At 35.5% G+C, this 14,207-nt stretch carries 14 protein-coding genes and 1 riboswitch; of the genes, 5 read left to right on the forward strand and 9 right to left on the reverse strand.

Going from position 1 to position 14,207, the window contains the following annotated elements; all coding sequences use genetic code 11:
- Positions 1–14: 14 nt before the first annotated feature.
- Entirely contained in the window at positions 15–1,073 is a 1,059-nt protein-coding gene (locus KM885_RS06795; protein ID WP_047184353.1) for a FecCD family ABC transporter permease, read from the reverse strand.
- A complete protein-coding gene (locus KM885_RS06800; protein WP_047184354.1) occupies positions 1,033–2,013 on the reverse strand; it encodes an ABC transporter substrate-binding protein in 981 nt (326 codons plus the stop codon). Before KM885_RS06800 ends, KM885_RS06795 begins: the two co-directional genes overlap by 41 nt.
- A 244-nt stretch (positions 2,014–2,257) precedes the next feature.
- Positions 2,258–2,453, reverse strand: a riboswitch (cobalamin riboswitch).
- Between the two features lie 412 nt (positions 2,454–2,865).
- Here KM885_RS06800 and KM885_RS06805 point away from each other — a divergent pair.
- Complete coding sequence (locus KM885_RS06805; protein ID WP_047184355.1) at positions 2,866–4,164, forward strand: purine/pyrimidine permease; 1,299 nt, start codon at positions 2,866–2,868, stop codon at positions 4,162–4,164.
- Positions 4,165–4,297: 133 nt separating this feature from the next.
- Here KM885_RS06805 and KM885_RS06810 read toward each other — a convergent pair whose 3' ends face one another.
- The 4 genes from KM885_RS06810 to KM885_RS06825 all read right to left on the reverse strand — a co-directional run bounded on the left by KM885_RS06810 (position 4,298) and on the right by KM885_RS06825 (position 6,874).
- Positions 4,298–4,903 (reverse strand): hypothetical protein, encoded by a 606-nt coding sequence (locus KM885_RS06810; protein WP_060668766.1) that lies wholly within the window; start codon positions 4,901–4,903, stop codon positions 4,298–4,300.
- A 71-nt stretch (positions 4,904–4,974) separates the two neighbouring features.
- Positions 4,975–5,454 carry a DUF2306 domain-containing protein gene (locus KM885_RS06815; RefSeq protein ID WP_047184357.1) on the reverse strand — a complete coding sequence of 160 codons (480 nt, stop codon included), beginning with the start codon at positions 5,452–5,454 and terminating at the stop codon, positions 4,975–4,977.
- 199 nt (positions 5,455–5,653) lie between these two features.
- A complete protein-coding gene (locus tag KM885_RS06820; protein ID WP_047184358.1) occupies positions 5,654–6,085 on the reverse strand; it encodes a YhfM domain-containing protein in 432 nt (143 codons plus the stop codon).
- Between the two features lie 12 nt (positions 6,086–6,097).
- A complete protein-coding gene (locus KM885_RS06825; RefSeq protein WP_111014464.1) occupies positions 6,098–6,874 on the reverse strand; it encodes a TatD family hydrolase in 777 nt (258 codons plus the stop codon).
- Positions 6,875–6,985: 111 nt separating this feature from the next.
- Between KM885_RS06825 and KM885_RS06830 the strand changes: the two genes are divergently transcribed.
- Entirely contained in the window at positions 6,986–7,954 is a 969-nt protein-coding gene (locus KM885_RS06830; protein ID WP_047184360.1) for a hypothetical protein, read from the forward strand.
- Between the two features lie 117 nt (positions 7,955–8,071).
- Here KM885_RS06830 and wrbA read toward each other — a convergent pair whose 3' ends face one another.
- Complete coding sequence (gene wrbA, locus KM885_RS06835; RefSeq protein WP_047184397.1) at positions 8,072–8,683, reverse strand: NAD(P)H:quinone oxidoreductase type IV; 612 nt, start codon at positions 8,681–8,683, stop codon at positions 8,072–8,074.
- A gap of 475 nt (positions 8,684–9,158) precedes the next feature.
- On the opposite strand from wrbA, the gene KM885_RS06840 reads away from it, so the two are divergent.
- Genes KM885_RS06840 through KM885_RS06850 form a run of 3 tightly spaced genes read left to right on the forward strand, consistent with a single transcriptional unit; the run spans position 9,159 to position 11,177 of the window.
- A complete protein-coding gene (locus KM885_RS06840; RefSeq protein WP_047184361.1) occupies positions 9,159–9,536 on the forward strand; it encodes a GntR family transcriptional regulator in 378 nt (125 codons plus the stop codon).
- Positions 9,533–10,417, forward strand: coding sequence for an ATP-binding cassette domain-containing protein (locus KM885_RS06845; protein WP_204798355.1), 885 nt, complete (start codon positions 9,533–9,535; stop codon positions 10,415–10,417). Before KM885_RS06840 ends, KM885_RS06845 begins: the two co-directional genes overlap by 4 nt.
- Complete coding sequence (locus KM885_RS06850) at positions 10,401–11,177, forward strand: hypothetical protein (RefSeq protein ID WP_047184363.1); 777 nt, start codon at positions 10,401–10,403, stop codon at positions 11,175–11,177. Before KM885_RS06845 ends, KM885_RS06850 begins: the two co-directional genes overlap by 17 nt.
- 164 nt (positions 11,178–11,341) lie before the next feature.
- On the opposite strand, the gene KM885_RS06855 is transcribed toward KM885_RS06850, so the two are convergent.
- Both KM885_RS06855 and KM885_RS06860 read right to left on the reverse strand, forming a co-directional pair.
- Positions 11,342–12,178, reverse strand: coding sequence for an undecaprenyl-diphosphate phosphatase (locus KM885_RS06855; protein WP_047184364.1), 837 nt, complete (start codon positions 12,176–12,178; stop codon positions 11,342–11,344).
- 195 nt (positions 12,179–12,373) lie between these two features.
- Positions 12,374–14,191, reverse strand: a complete 1,818-nt coding sequence (locus tag KM885_RS06860) for a M3 family oligoendopeptidase (RefSeq protein ID WP_216883713.1) — start codon at positions 14,189–14,191, stop codon at positions 12,374–12,376.
- Positions 14,192–14,207: the final 16 nt, after the last annotated feature.

Raw genomic sequence — 14,207 nt, forward strand, 5'->3', positions numbered from 1 at the left:
CTACTCGGTCCTTTTCATCCTCCTTTTTGAACACGTCGTTTGATTAAAATAACAGCAAACGCTGGAGCGCCAATTAATGCTGTTATGACCCCTATTGGTAATTCCGTCGGGGAAATGATGGTCCTTGCAATCAAATCTGTCAAAATTAGAAAGCCGCTTCCTGTTAACATGGATAATGGAAGTAAATGCGTATGATCAGGTCCCCATAAGCTCCGAGTTAAATGTGGAATGACTAACCCTACAAAACCAATTGTTCCTGATACGGCAACTGCTGCTCCTGTTAAAATCGATCCAGCCGTTAAAATTACTAGTTTTCTTTTCTTTACATCTACCCCTAGATATTGTGCTCGATCCTCACCGAATGACATCGCATTTAATTCTCTACCATTCGCCATTAATAACACAGAACCTAGTACAAAAAATGGCAAAATAATTTTAATATAATCCCATCCCCGCATGGAGACACTCCCTAAAAGCCAGCCAATAATTTGCTTTAATTCATTACCAGTGAGTGATATCATGAGCGAAATAAAGGCACCTAAAAAGGAACTAAAAATAACACCTGTTAATATAATCGTTTCCACTCTCATCGAACGATCAATTTTACGAGCAAATGTTAAAACGAGAAAAATAGTAATAAAGGCAAAAACAACGCTTAAAAATGGTAAGGTGAATGCTCCAATATATGGCAGGGAAATACCAAAAAAGATGGTGACAACTGCACCCACTGAGGCACCTGAAGAAACCCCTAATGTATAAGGATCTGCTAATGGGTTTCTAAGTAGACCTTGAAAGGCAGCACCAGCAATGGCTAGTGCCGCCCCAACAAGTCCTGCTAAGATGACTCTTGGCAATCGAATATTTAATACAATACTTTGATACATCGGGTCAATATGATCAATAGAATAATGAAAGATTTCTGCACCAATAATTTGAACGATGTCTACTATTGGTACAGAAACCGTACCGATAGATATCCCCAATAATAAAGAAAGAATCGTAAATATAGTTGCTAATGTATAGGCAAGAATCTTATTCTTCGCTAAATATTTCAGGGTAAACTGCTTTCGCAACTTCTTTAACTCCTTCAACAAGTCTTGGGCCTGGACGACTTACAAGATCAGTTTGGACATCAAATACTTGGTCTTCCTTAACTGCAGTGACATCTTCCCAACCTTTTCTTTCCTTCACTTGGTCTATAGCATCTTCTGTATACTCACCATACGTCGTAATGATGACATCAGGATTATAGCCTAACAATGTTTCTTCATCTACTTTAGGCCAACCTTCCTCCTCTATAGCGTTATCTGCATTTATTGTGGCTAATATCTCATCCATAAATGTATTTTTTCCACCTACATAAATTTCTGGCGCAGGGGAAATTTCAAAAATAACAGATTTCTTATCTGCCACTTCTTCTGCTTTTGCTTGAATATCATCAAATTCATTCTTCATATCGGTTATGATTGTTTCCGCTTCTTCCTCGGTACCAGTTACTTGACCAATCATTTGAATCGTATCATATACTTGATTGAAATTTGTTGCATCATTTACAACAAGAACTGGGATACCAGAATCTCTTAATTGTTGAAATCCCTCTTCAGAACTTCCCATACTAGAAGCATGTGCTAATACTAAATCAGGCTCTAAAGATATAATTTTTTCAATATTAAATTCCATTCCACCAATTTTTTCAATATCCGCAACTTCTTCCGGATAATTATCGTTGTCAGATACTCCAACTACCTTATCACCTAAGCCTAATGCAAAGGCAATTTCTGTATTACTTGGAATTAGAGAAACGATTTTTTCAGGCTCTTTCTCAATCGTTACTTCTTGGTCTGTTGCATCCGTAATGGTTACTGGGAATGCTTGATCTCCTGCTTGTTCCGCTTGTTCTGTATTTTCAGCATTATTATCAGTGTTTGCATCCTTTGGTTCTTCACTACCACAACCAGCAATCATTCCAATTGCGAAAAACATTAAAAATAAAAGCGACATTAACTTTTTCATTCTTTACAAATCCCCCTTAGAAAACTTGGCATTCTCCATACTTTTGGATGAATGCCTTAGTTGCACTCATGAAAATCTTTACGGTGGGGCGAGTAATCGGATCCCCAGATGGAAAAGATTTTTATGCTTTCCTAACTGCTAAATACTTTTGTAAAACAAAAAACATCTCTACAGATGAACGTAAAGATGCAGATAATTCCAGATAGTATAATCCTGTCACCACCTTCCTCCCATCCTCGTAGGTACTAGTGCGTTGAATTAGGCAGGTATCCTGGCTCATGATCATTGCTTACTACACCTTCCCATACATAACGTATAGTGGTATTTGTAGTTCGCTCCCATTTACAGTGGCGGGACCGCGTTGGGTTTGCACCAACTTCCCTTTTAAGAGGTTGTTCAAAAAGTCCGGTGAAAATGACACTTCGCATTTCGCATGAATGCTTGCTTTTCCGTTCCTCACGTATTTACTGCATACGTTCCGGTAACGAAAGCTACACCGCCTCGAACTGCGACGCACAGGACGTGCTAGTATCGGCGTTGCAAAAGGACGTTGCGCAGTTAGCCGACCTCGGTCCTTTTCATCTCCCTTTTTGAACACTCACTTTCAGTCTATATTAGACACCTAATTCCATTTCGTATATAATTTTCCATTACTATTTTATCATACTACTAAATACGCAAAATGAAAACAAAGCATACTCTTTTTATAGCAAATCATGCAGAATTATGACATATTAAGATTAATTTTGGAACGTGAATCAAATGGTTCGTATACTTTTTTCTCCAAATATAGAAAACTAATGATAAAATATTACTATTAATAGTTTCTTTACAGAAATAGGAGTGTTTGAATTGAATAAATCTAACTTTGCAAGCACAACCATGGAAACCGTTCAATGGTTCGTTTTCTTACTTGCAAGCTCTGTTGCTATGCCCATTGTAATTGGAGCCATTTACCAGATGGATTTTATCGAAGTATCTGGGTTAATGCAGCGTTCCTTTTTTGCCATAGGCGTTGCTTCTTTACTTCAAGTTTTATTTGGCCATAAACTTCCAATTATGGAGGGTCCAGCGGGAATTTGGATTAGTATTTTTTCTGTCATGGCCGTAACGGGGTTACAAAATGGAAACTCTTTAGCCGATACATTACGTTCATTAGAAACCCTTATGCTCTTAACAGGGCTCTTTTTATTTTTATTCGGTTTCTTAAAACTCGCACAGAAAATCTTACCTGTTTTCACACCGTTAGTTACAGGAACCTTTTTCCTACTATTAACGGTTCAATTAAGTGGTACCTTTTTGGGCGGGATGTTAGGCCTACAAGGGGATTCCAATACCATTCAGTTAACAGAAGCAATCCTTGCATTTATTACCTTCTTTACCATTCTAGGATTATCAACCTTCGCTAAAGGTTGGTTAAGCAGTTATGCAGTTTTCATTGGAATTGTTATTGGTTGGGTAGGCTATGCCATAGTTATCGGAACAGAAAACCATCCGGGAAATGTCTCATGGTTTTCATTCCCTGAACTATTTGCCTTTGGAACACCAATTTTCGATATAAGTCTAATTCCAATCGCCTTTTTTACAGCAGTCATTGTTATTTCTAATACAGTTGCTTCCATTGTGGCAGCCAATCAAATACTAGGTCGACAACCGAAAGACAGTAATACAGAAATAAACAAAGGAACAATGTTTTCTGGTATTAGTCATGGATTAGCTGGAGGGTTTGCCGGAATCGCAAATGTGCCATTAGCTACTACTTCTGGCTTTATGGCTTTAACCGGTCAAAAACGTAGGAAACCTTTTGTTTACGCTACGATACTGTTAATTATCTTTACGTTTTTCCCACCGGTCATTTCACTTATATCTAGCCTTCCGGGTCCGATTGCGAATGCAGCAATAATGGCCTCTTTCGTTCAATTAGTTGGGTTAGCAGTGAAAAATTTAACATCAGTAAAATTGGACTCAAGAAAAATAACTATACTTGGGGTCTCCTATTTAATCGGAATGGGAATTATGTTCTTACCAACTGAAGTATTTGCTGATTTACCAATGATCGTGCAAAACGTAATGGGTAACGGATTAATTGTCGGAACAGGTTTAGTCATCATTATTGAACAACTATGGAGAACGAAAAATAACGTGGATTAACATTTAGAATCCGCATTGCGTGAATGGGATATCAGTATTTAAAGAGAAATCCGAACTAACTCAAATTCTAATGGAAGATTTTTGATCATAGTTCGGATTTTTTCAGACTAATATTTTTTTTCTAGCTTCTCCATCATTTTATAGATACTTCTTTCATCGCTTCATTTACCTGTATATTAGCTTTTTCACTAATTATTTCTGTTAACTTATCTTTCATTTCATCTGACATGACAACACAACTTGTTGATCTGAACCTACCCTTTACCTTTAATTCATACCCGTTATTCACTTCCTTATTAAATCCATAAAATCTATGATTCATATCAATCGGAATGAATTGAACATCTTTTATTTTATTCCAGGAAATAAACCGGTTTCCTGATAATATGCCGTCATCCACGATTGCGAATAAATTCAAAATATCATCGGAGTATGTCAAAGGAAGTAAAAACATGACATTTAACAGCCAATTTATACTATCTTCTTCTCGGAAAAAAAATAATAAGAAAAACATGGTAACAATAAAAAGAAGCAAACAAGAATAGAAAATAATTCCTCTTTTTTGCCGAGAAAATATTGGATGATAAATTAGCTTATCTGGATGTTTTCGAATCCCTAATAGTTCCTTTTCCGATATAGGTAAAACAACGTGATGACCTAATCGAAATAACACTTGAACAAATTGATAAATATAGTATCCGATTGCTAGAAAAAATATCAGTTCTAAAAATAAGACCAAGTGACGTTCCTCCTTTATTACAGAATAATACTTGTTACCATCCTTACGGGTTTCATGAAGAAAAGTTTCAGTTATTTGATCATTTTTCTAGGCTTTGGCCCATATTTCTTACCTACCATAACTATAAAAGGTGTTCCAATGATGGTCGGTAAAAACCAGAAAATAAGAACAGGAAATTCATTTAAGTATGGAATCTTATGTATATTAACTACTAACGTTGCTGTAACTATTCCAATATAAGAACCTAGCATTCCACCTAAATGTATCGATAACCATTTTTTCGATTTCTTCTTTTTAACAGACAGGAAACCCATTAAAGCTAAACTATAAGAAAACAAAGCAATGTAGAATAGATACTGGCTCTCTTCCCAGTTTATTATAGACATGAAAATAGCTGTTAAAAATACACCGATGTAGGACAAATGATAAATTTGTCCAAATCTCGTATGTTTTCCTCTTCTTTTTTTAGCAATCATGGCGAATACACCCGTTATTAAACAAAGAATACCAGTTAGAATATGGATGACTAGTAAAGTATCCATCATGCACATCACTTCCGATCATCTCTTTTTAAGGTGCAAATGATTATTTTAAACAATCATATCCTCCCTTATCTAACTTCCCAGTATTAATCTTGATTAATATGTTTTAAATTCCAATGGAAGGCAAGCCTAATCAGAAAACCAAAATGAAACCTTACAACTATCTCTTTGTTTTTGCTCATTTCATTCATCCCATTCATATAATTCTTTATTCACTCTCCACTAACAACATTCTAAACTTATTCGTCATCTTAGGAGAAGTATGATACACAACATCATCTGCTATGTAAACGAACGTGCTTACTTCATCTTCCTTTCCTAACCATAAATGCAAACCATGAGTTGGGAATTCACCGTTAGATGACTTATATTCAACCATTACATCATACTCAGGTTCAGAAACAACCTTCTCTCCCGGCTGCTCTACTGCAGTTCGAATAGCCGTTTCAAAGATATTCAAAGATTTTTGATCCTTAAACGAATATATAATATCCTCGTTCATACCACCTAACCCTTTTGATTCTGAGACCTTAACTTCTACAACTTTTTCATCTAATAAAGTCATCGTCTCATCATGTTGTGAGCTGCATCCCATTAATGATAAAAAGGATATAAAAATGATTGAAAAGATTGGCTTCAACATGCTTCCCCCTTAGAATCCATAATATTGCTTTGTGTTATTTAATACTTTTTCTGCAACTTCTATTTCTGAAAGACTTTTTAATCTTGCTATAGTGGATATAGATTGTTTGATCATAGTTGGCTCTGTTTTCTTATCTACGAATGGGCCTTCGAATTTCCAAGGACCATCTGTCTCCACCATCATTTGATCAATGGGATAAATTTGAACTAGCCTCTGAATTTTTTCTTTATATACGACCTCTGGAGTAACGGAGATATAGTAGCCATTTTCAATCATTCTAGCAATAGTAGCTTCATCCCCTTTAAACCAATGAAAATGTGCTTTGGTTACAGAATACTTCTCTAAAAGATCACAAACAATCGGAGCGTCGTCGTAAACAGCATGTATAACCATTGGCTTATCCCACTCTTTTGCCAGTTTAACAAATACTTCAAGCAATTCAGCATATAACTGAAATTCTTTTTCGGAAACTTTTCCTTCCTTACTCAAGTAATATGGCAGGCCTACCTCACCAATTGCAATCATTACATCTTTATGCTTCTTCATCCATTTAATTAAGCTCTCCAATTCTTGCTCATTTGGTGGCCGTTGCTCTGGATGAAACCCAAATGCAGCTTTCACTTTCCGATTATTCAAAGATAACTGGAGATTTTTCTTACATGAGTTAAGATTAGTAGATACGGATACCAATGCCTCTAAAAACTCTAGATTAAGTATTTGATTTATTTCATATTGATTATAGAAATCTAAGTGAATATGAGCATCGATGATCTTCAAACGTTTCACTTCCTATTTTCCATATTGTACCTATTATAATACTTTTTGGAATACTATTTACAATAGTTATAAAATAAGTAATATACATATAAGAGAATTTAATAGTTAAAGGAGACAAATATGAAGAACAACAAAAAGGGGTTTATATGGTCAAGGTTATTTGCCTTTCTCGCATTTATATTCTTATTAATTACGATTTACGGAAACTGGTTAGAACATAAGGAATTCATGGAAGAAGCAAATAACAACATCGTTGAAGTGAAGGTCATACGAAAATTTGCAGTAGTTAATCTTTTAGAGGGGCCAGAATTTTCCATTCAAATAGAAGCAATCCCTGAAAGCCATGTTCCCACAAAATACAATTCCTCCATGATAAGAGTAAGTCAGGATTTTTTTGAAAGAGCAGAGGTTGGCGATTCCATTGCTGGCTTTGAAGCGGATGGGGAGTTTTATTTAGAAAGCCATTTAAAAGAAGAGATTCATATATTTTACATTTTATTAATGATCTTTAGCCTTTATCCAGCTGGCTATATTCTATATTGGATGATGAAAATTAAGCCCATTCGAGAAGGATTCGGGATAATAGCTAAAGTATTACACTTAGAAAAGGTTGGAAATTTTATAATAACCTTTGTTATATTTGGAGGAATCGTTGCAACTTTGTTTTACTTCTCCTTTACTGAAGGAAAAGATGCATTGGAAAATGGCTACGAAAGATTTTTCGGAGACAATCATGCAGAAGCTAATGCACTTATATTGGATAAAGATGTTGATTTAAATTCGTCTTTACATGGAGACCATGAATATTACATTTCGTTAATGTATCGACCAGCTAATCAGGATGAAAGCATATTTATCGCTAAGGGAGTTACTTGGCCCACTTATAACAGATATACAGATTCTATACCAATCATTTATAACGTGGATAACCCGTACCAAGTTTTCGTTAAAGACATAACCTTTTGGGATATCGTGGAAATAATGATGACGGATACTGTCCTTATAGGCACTATTGCTATAATATTGGGTATTTTATTAAGTCTTATCCCCTATTTTTTATGGAGAAAAAAGAAATACGGGCATTATTAGATTAAACGCATAGCCTATTGTATCATGAAAAATATTGTCGACATTTCCCGGGAAATGTCGACATTGGAATAAAAAAAGGTATTAGCTTTTATATCAGCTAACACCTTTTTTTATTCTTTATTGATTTCCTTTTTTAACCCATTCTGCAATAGTTACCGTACGCTTCGCTTGATGTTTAACAGCAGCTTCTACATCTTCCACCATTTTACCATCTTGATCGACTGTTACGCTTGTTCCGTATGGATTACCACCAGCACCAAACAATACAGGATCTGTATATCCAGGTGTCGCTATAATAGCTCCCCAATGCATCATAGAAGTGTAAAGAGATAGCAAGGTTGCTTCTTGACCACCATGTGGGTTCTGTGCAGAAGTCATCGCACTTACCACTTTATTTACTGTCTTCCCGTTTGCCCAAAGTCCGCCTTGAAGATCAATGAATTGTTTCATTTGAGATGCCATATTTCCAAATCGTGTAGGTACACTAAAGATGATTGCATCTGCCCATTCCAAGTCTTCTGAAGTTGCTACTGGCACATCTTTTGTAGCTTCTACTGTAGCTTTCCAACCTTCATTTGCTTCCACTACAGAATCTGGTGCTAACTCTTCAACTTTTAATAAACGAACTTCTGCACCTGTTGCTTCTGCTTCCTCTTTAGCCCATTTCGCCATTTGAAAGTTTGTTCCACCCATTGAATAAAATACTACTGCTAACTTAACATTTGACATATTTTCCATCTCCTTATCATTTTTTCTGAGAAATTTATCTAAAAATCCCATATTTACACCATCCTACCTATAATCAGATACGCTTTCGTTATCTTTAATTAACATATTATCATTTCATAAATACTTAATTCAACATATATGCTCATAAAAGAAGATTTCCATTAGTGGGGATTTATTCCTTCACTCCCACTGATGGTTATCGGACCTTTACAGGCAATAAGACTCCTACCTACCTTCTTTGTTTCCTCAGAAGCTTGAGGTGGGAGTATTCTTTCGATCCCCAACTCAAATATTCGTAGTGGAGAGCTCAAAGACTTTTCTTATTCTGTAGCTGCTTACGAAACTGGATAAGCCTAACCAATTTAATTGACGTACAAATTATTCTTGACCAGGGAAATAAATACCGATATAGTTATATACATAACTATATAACCATATTATCGTAAACAATAAGAAGGAATAGTAGGCGATAATCTTGAGAAAAACGTTTAATCAAGACAAACCAATTTATTTACAAGTGCGTGAACAAATTGAAGATCAAATTCTGAAACATCAACTAAAAGAAGGAGAACAAGCACCTTCAACCAATCAACTCGTTAACTTTTACAAAATTAACCACGTTACCGTATCAAAAGGTGTGAACCAGTTAGTTGATGAAGGTATTCTTTATAAAAAGAGAGGAATCGGTATGTTTGTAGCAGAAGGAGCGAGAGAAATGCTTATCCAAAAACGAAAAGAATCTTTTATGGAAGATTATGTGGTGAAGTTAGTTCATGAAGCGAATAAATTGGAAATCACAGAAAATGAAATCATTCAATTTATAAAAAATGTAAAGGAGCGTGAGGCGGAATGAATATAAAAGTGGATCAATTAAGTTTACATTTTGAAAATCATAAGGCATTGGAGGATATAACATTTGAAATAAATGAAAAGAAATTATACGGATTACTTGGTCGAAATGGTGCAGGTAAAACATCTCTTCTATCTATTATTGCTTCCTTTCGTGAACCAACATCGGGATCGGTTACAATCAATGGGGAAGTTCCTTTTGAAAATGCCAAAATCATGCAGCATGTTGCCTTTCTTTATGATAAGGATTATAAAGATGAATCAGACAATATAAAAGAGTTGTTACAAGGTATACAGCGATACCGACCTAATTTTGATATGCAATATGCAGAGTATTTAATCCAACAATTTAAACTTGATACGAAAAAGCCTATTAACAAGTTTTCCAAAGGTATGCAATCTGCTGTTAATGTCGTCGTCGGGTTAGCAAGTAGAACTCCAATAACGATATTTGATGAAGTCTACCTTGGTATGGATGCTCCGGCAAGAGATATCTTTTATAAGGAATTATTAAAAGACCAGGAAAATCATCCAAGAATTATTATCCTATCTACACACCTTGTCTCTGAAATGGATTACTTATTTGATGAAGTGATTTTCATAAACAAAGGAAAAATTTTATTACAAGAGGATTATGACTCACTCCTTTCAAAAGGGGCTACGATTACCGGAGATAGGGATTTAGTGGAGACATTTGTCCAATCGAAAATGCAACTTAACGAAGAACAATTAGGTCATACAAAGTCCGTCATGATATATGGTGAACTAACTAACCAGGAGAGAAAAATGGCAATGGAACAAGGTCTTGAAGTTGGACCAATATCCCTGCAAGATTTGTTCATTCATTTAACAGAGGAGGAAAACATCGATGAAAAACTTTCCTAAAGTGGCACGTGACATGTTTTGGGCGCAAATGATATGGACATTCGGATTTTTAGGTGTCATGTTTATCATTAACATTGTTAAAATCGTAATTAATCTTGTCCGGGGAACTGAAGCGGACGGCTATTATGCATCCGTGTTAATTGCTTCTAATATTTTTATGATTATCATTGGACTGCTAGCCATATACTTTCTTCCTTATTATGTAGAAAACGGGGTTACTAGAAAGGATTATTTTAAAGGGGCGCTTCTCGCTTCCGTTGGATTATCTCTTGCAATTCCGATTATCACAGCAATTATATCTATAGTTGAACAGTTTATTGTAACGACTTTACTAAACATAAACTTCCGTGGAATAGATATTATTAATGAAGTTGTATCGGATGTAGATGGTAATATTATTGGGGATTTGGTGCTGTCTGTTATTTTAACCCCATATGTAGATCCCGGAAGTAACTGGATTTTGGCTATAGGTGTTTTCAGTTTGCAACTCTTTATCTTTTACCTAATTGGTTGGTTCATTAGTGCAAGTTTCTACCGATTTGGTACCGTTACTGGTCTACTGTTTATTCTAGTAGCTATTATGATTAACTTGTTAAAAGATTATTTCCTTAGAATTTCACTAGGTTTACCTTTGTCTGATCGTTTTTCAACGTTGGACTCTCTTCCACAAGGGGTGACCGTCCTAGGATTATTGTTATTAATTGTTTTCACCGTCTGGATCATTCGTTTATTGACGAGAAAAGTTGCGATTAAAATGTAAGTCTTATTAGAAAAACAAATAGGAGCAACGAATACGTTGCTCCTTATTATTTGAACTTCTACCCTTTGATGGAAAACGTAATACAGCGTTTATTCCATTATATTACTACACAAAACAGACCCTAACTCCGCACAAAAATGATGAACGAAATCAGGGTCAGTCTATTAGAAATATAAAAAGTAAATAACAATTACTAAAATAATTCGATAAATCGCAAACGGAACTAATTTAACTTTATTAATTAATTTTAAGAAAAAGCGAATGGATACTAAGGCGAACACAAATGCACTAATAAACCCAACGATGAAAAATGGTAATGCCTCCAGTGTAAAGTATTCCCAGTTTTTTAATAATGACAAGAAACTTGCTCCAGCCATAATCGGAACAGCCATAATAAAAGTAAAATCAGATGCCGTACGGTGATTCATACCTAATAATACCCCACCAGAAATCGTTGCACCTGATCTAGAAAATCCAGGCCACAATGATAAACATTGAATCAACCCTACTGAAAAGGCTTGCTTATAACTAATTTGATCGACGGAAACGACCTTTGGATTTTTAGAACGAAATAAATCCGCTACAATCATAAAAATCGCACCGATAAGTAAACCAACTAAAACCGTTTTCGTCGTAAATAAATACTCATCAATGTAATCTTCAAATAGTAATCCAAAAATTCCTGCAGGTAACAAACCAACTATAATGTGTGTAAGTTTTAAATGTGGACCACTTTTAGCCTGTTCTTTTTTATTAAAAACCCGATTGAGTCCAAGTAAATCAATAAATCTATCTTTAAATACAACCACCACGGCTAAAATGGAACCGAGCTGGATAACAATTTTAAATGTATTAGCTGCATATTTCCCTAAAAAATCGGTAGACTTTAACCACATATCATCCACTAAAATCATATGACCGGTAGAGGACACTGGGGCAAATTCTGTTAATCCTTCCACCAACCCAAGTATGATGGCTTTTAGTAGTTCAATAAATTCCATGTTTAATCTCCTTACCTACATGTTTAATTCTTTAAATGCATGTTTCATAGTAAACGTTTATTCTAGTTTTGTAAATACCCTCTTCTTATACAATCTAATTTACCAAATAGATTCCCTAAATTGTCTACCCGCTGCTTGCCTTCTATATGTTACTCAAATTAAGGTGCTCTCCAACGGGAGTAGCACCTTAATCCTCTACTTATTTTTTACTTCATTTGTCAATTCAATAAATTCCTCAACATCTTTTGCTGCTAGCTGAATTCCTGCTTCCCAGAAATCCCGTTTGGTTAGGTCAACACCCAAATGTTTTTCCGCCAAATCTTCCACCTTCATCGATCCTGTATCCCTTAATAAGGCGATATATTTATCCTCAAATCCTTCTGGTTGTTCTAAGTATTTCGCATAAATTCCCAAACTAAATAGATAACCAAATGTATACGGAAAATTGTAAAAAGGTACGTCATCAATAAAGAAGTGAAGCTTACTACACCAAAAATGGGGATGATAACTTGATAAACGATCACCATACGCTTCTTTTTGTGCTTGAACCATTAATTCATTTAGTCTTTTTTCAGAAACAATTCCTTTGGAGCGCTCCTCATAGAACGCATTTTCAAACAGGAACCTAGCATGGATATTCAAAAACATTGCCGTAGCATTTTCTAACTTAGAATTTAACAGGGAAATCTTTTCTACATCATTTTTGGCATTCTTTATCGTCGCATTCCCAATGATGGTTTCCGCAAATGTACTTGCCGTTTCTGCCACATTCATCGCATATTGACGATTTAAACTTGGAATATCCTTCATGACATCACTGTGGAAGGCATGTCCTAATTCATGAGCAAGGGTGCTCGTATCTGCTGGAGTCCCTGAGAATGTCATAAAAATCCGAGACTCTTCAAACTCTGGAAGACTCGTGCAATAACCTCCAGGACGTTTATTTGGCCTATCCTCTGCTTCTACCCAACGGCTTTCTAAAGCATGTTTCGCAAAACGAGATAGCTTAGGACCAAAGGATGCAAAGTTAGTAATAACAAACTCACATGCCTCATCATACGTAAAACGAGTTGGTTTCGCATCTTCAAGCGTAACCGGTGCATCCACATCCTGCCATCCTAATTTGTCCATCCCGAACAGAGTTGCCTTTTGGTTTAAAAAGTCGAGGAACGGTTGTTTATTATTAGCAACAGCAGACCACATCGCGTCTAAGGTTTCTTTAGACATCCGATTATACTCTAATGGCTCCTCTAGATGATCCTTTCGCCCATGTGCTTTTTGTAACGTTATTCGATAACCATCCAAATGATTAATCGTATCCGCAAAAATTGGAGCATACTTCGTCCAAGCAAGTTCCCATTCCTCGAAAATCTGCTTTCTTACTTGAGGATCGGGATCTGCATACATTCGATTCATAGCTTGTCCAACAGATAATTCCGTTACTTTTCCATCTTCATCTTCATCTTTATAGGGAATTGTCATAATAGACACGGTCGTATCATAAAGACGACTCCAAGCTGCTAAACCATCTTTATTTAATTCAGCAATGATTTTTTCCTCTTCTTCTGATAAAAGGCGTTTTCCTTCATCACGCATTTCATTTAAGGTAAAGGATATTTCCTTTAATTCTTTATCATTCAAGAGTTTTTGCCATTCGTCGTCTGAAATCTTTACAAGCTTTTTCGTAAAGGTAGTGGATAACTTTTGCACTTCACTATACAAATCCATGATTTGTCCCATTACCACATTAGCATATTCATCATCCATGTATGCGTCATGTGTCATTTGTACAAAAGTAGAAGATTGACCTAATCCCTTAGCAATCGTTTCACGTTTATTTAAAATATTTTTAAAGGTTGCAACGGACGAATCTTCTTGAAAATTCCATTCCCTTAATAATGTTTGATATGCTTGAATATCAGTTTTCACCGATTTTATTTTTTTCTGTAATTCTTCAGATTTGGTACCACCGGGAAAAATACTTTCCAAATCCCATGTATCTGCGTATTTCATTTTTTTCTCTCCTTTC

Origin of the sequence: Oceanobacillus caeni (assembly GCF_019037185.1) — a bacterium.
GTDB lineage: Bacteria > Bacillota > Bacilli > Bacillales > Amphibacillaceae > Oceanobacillus > Oceanobacillus caeni.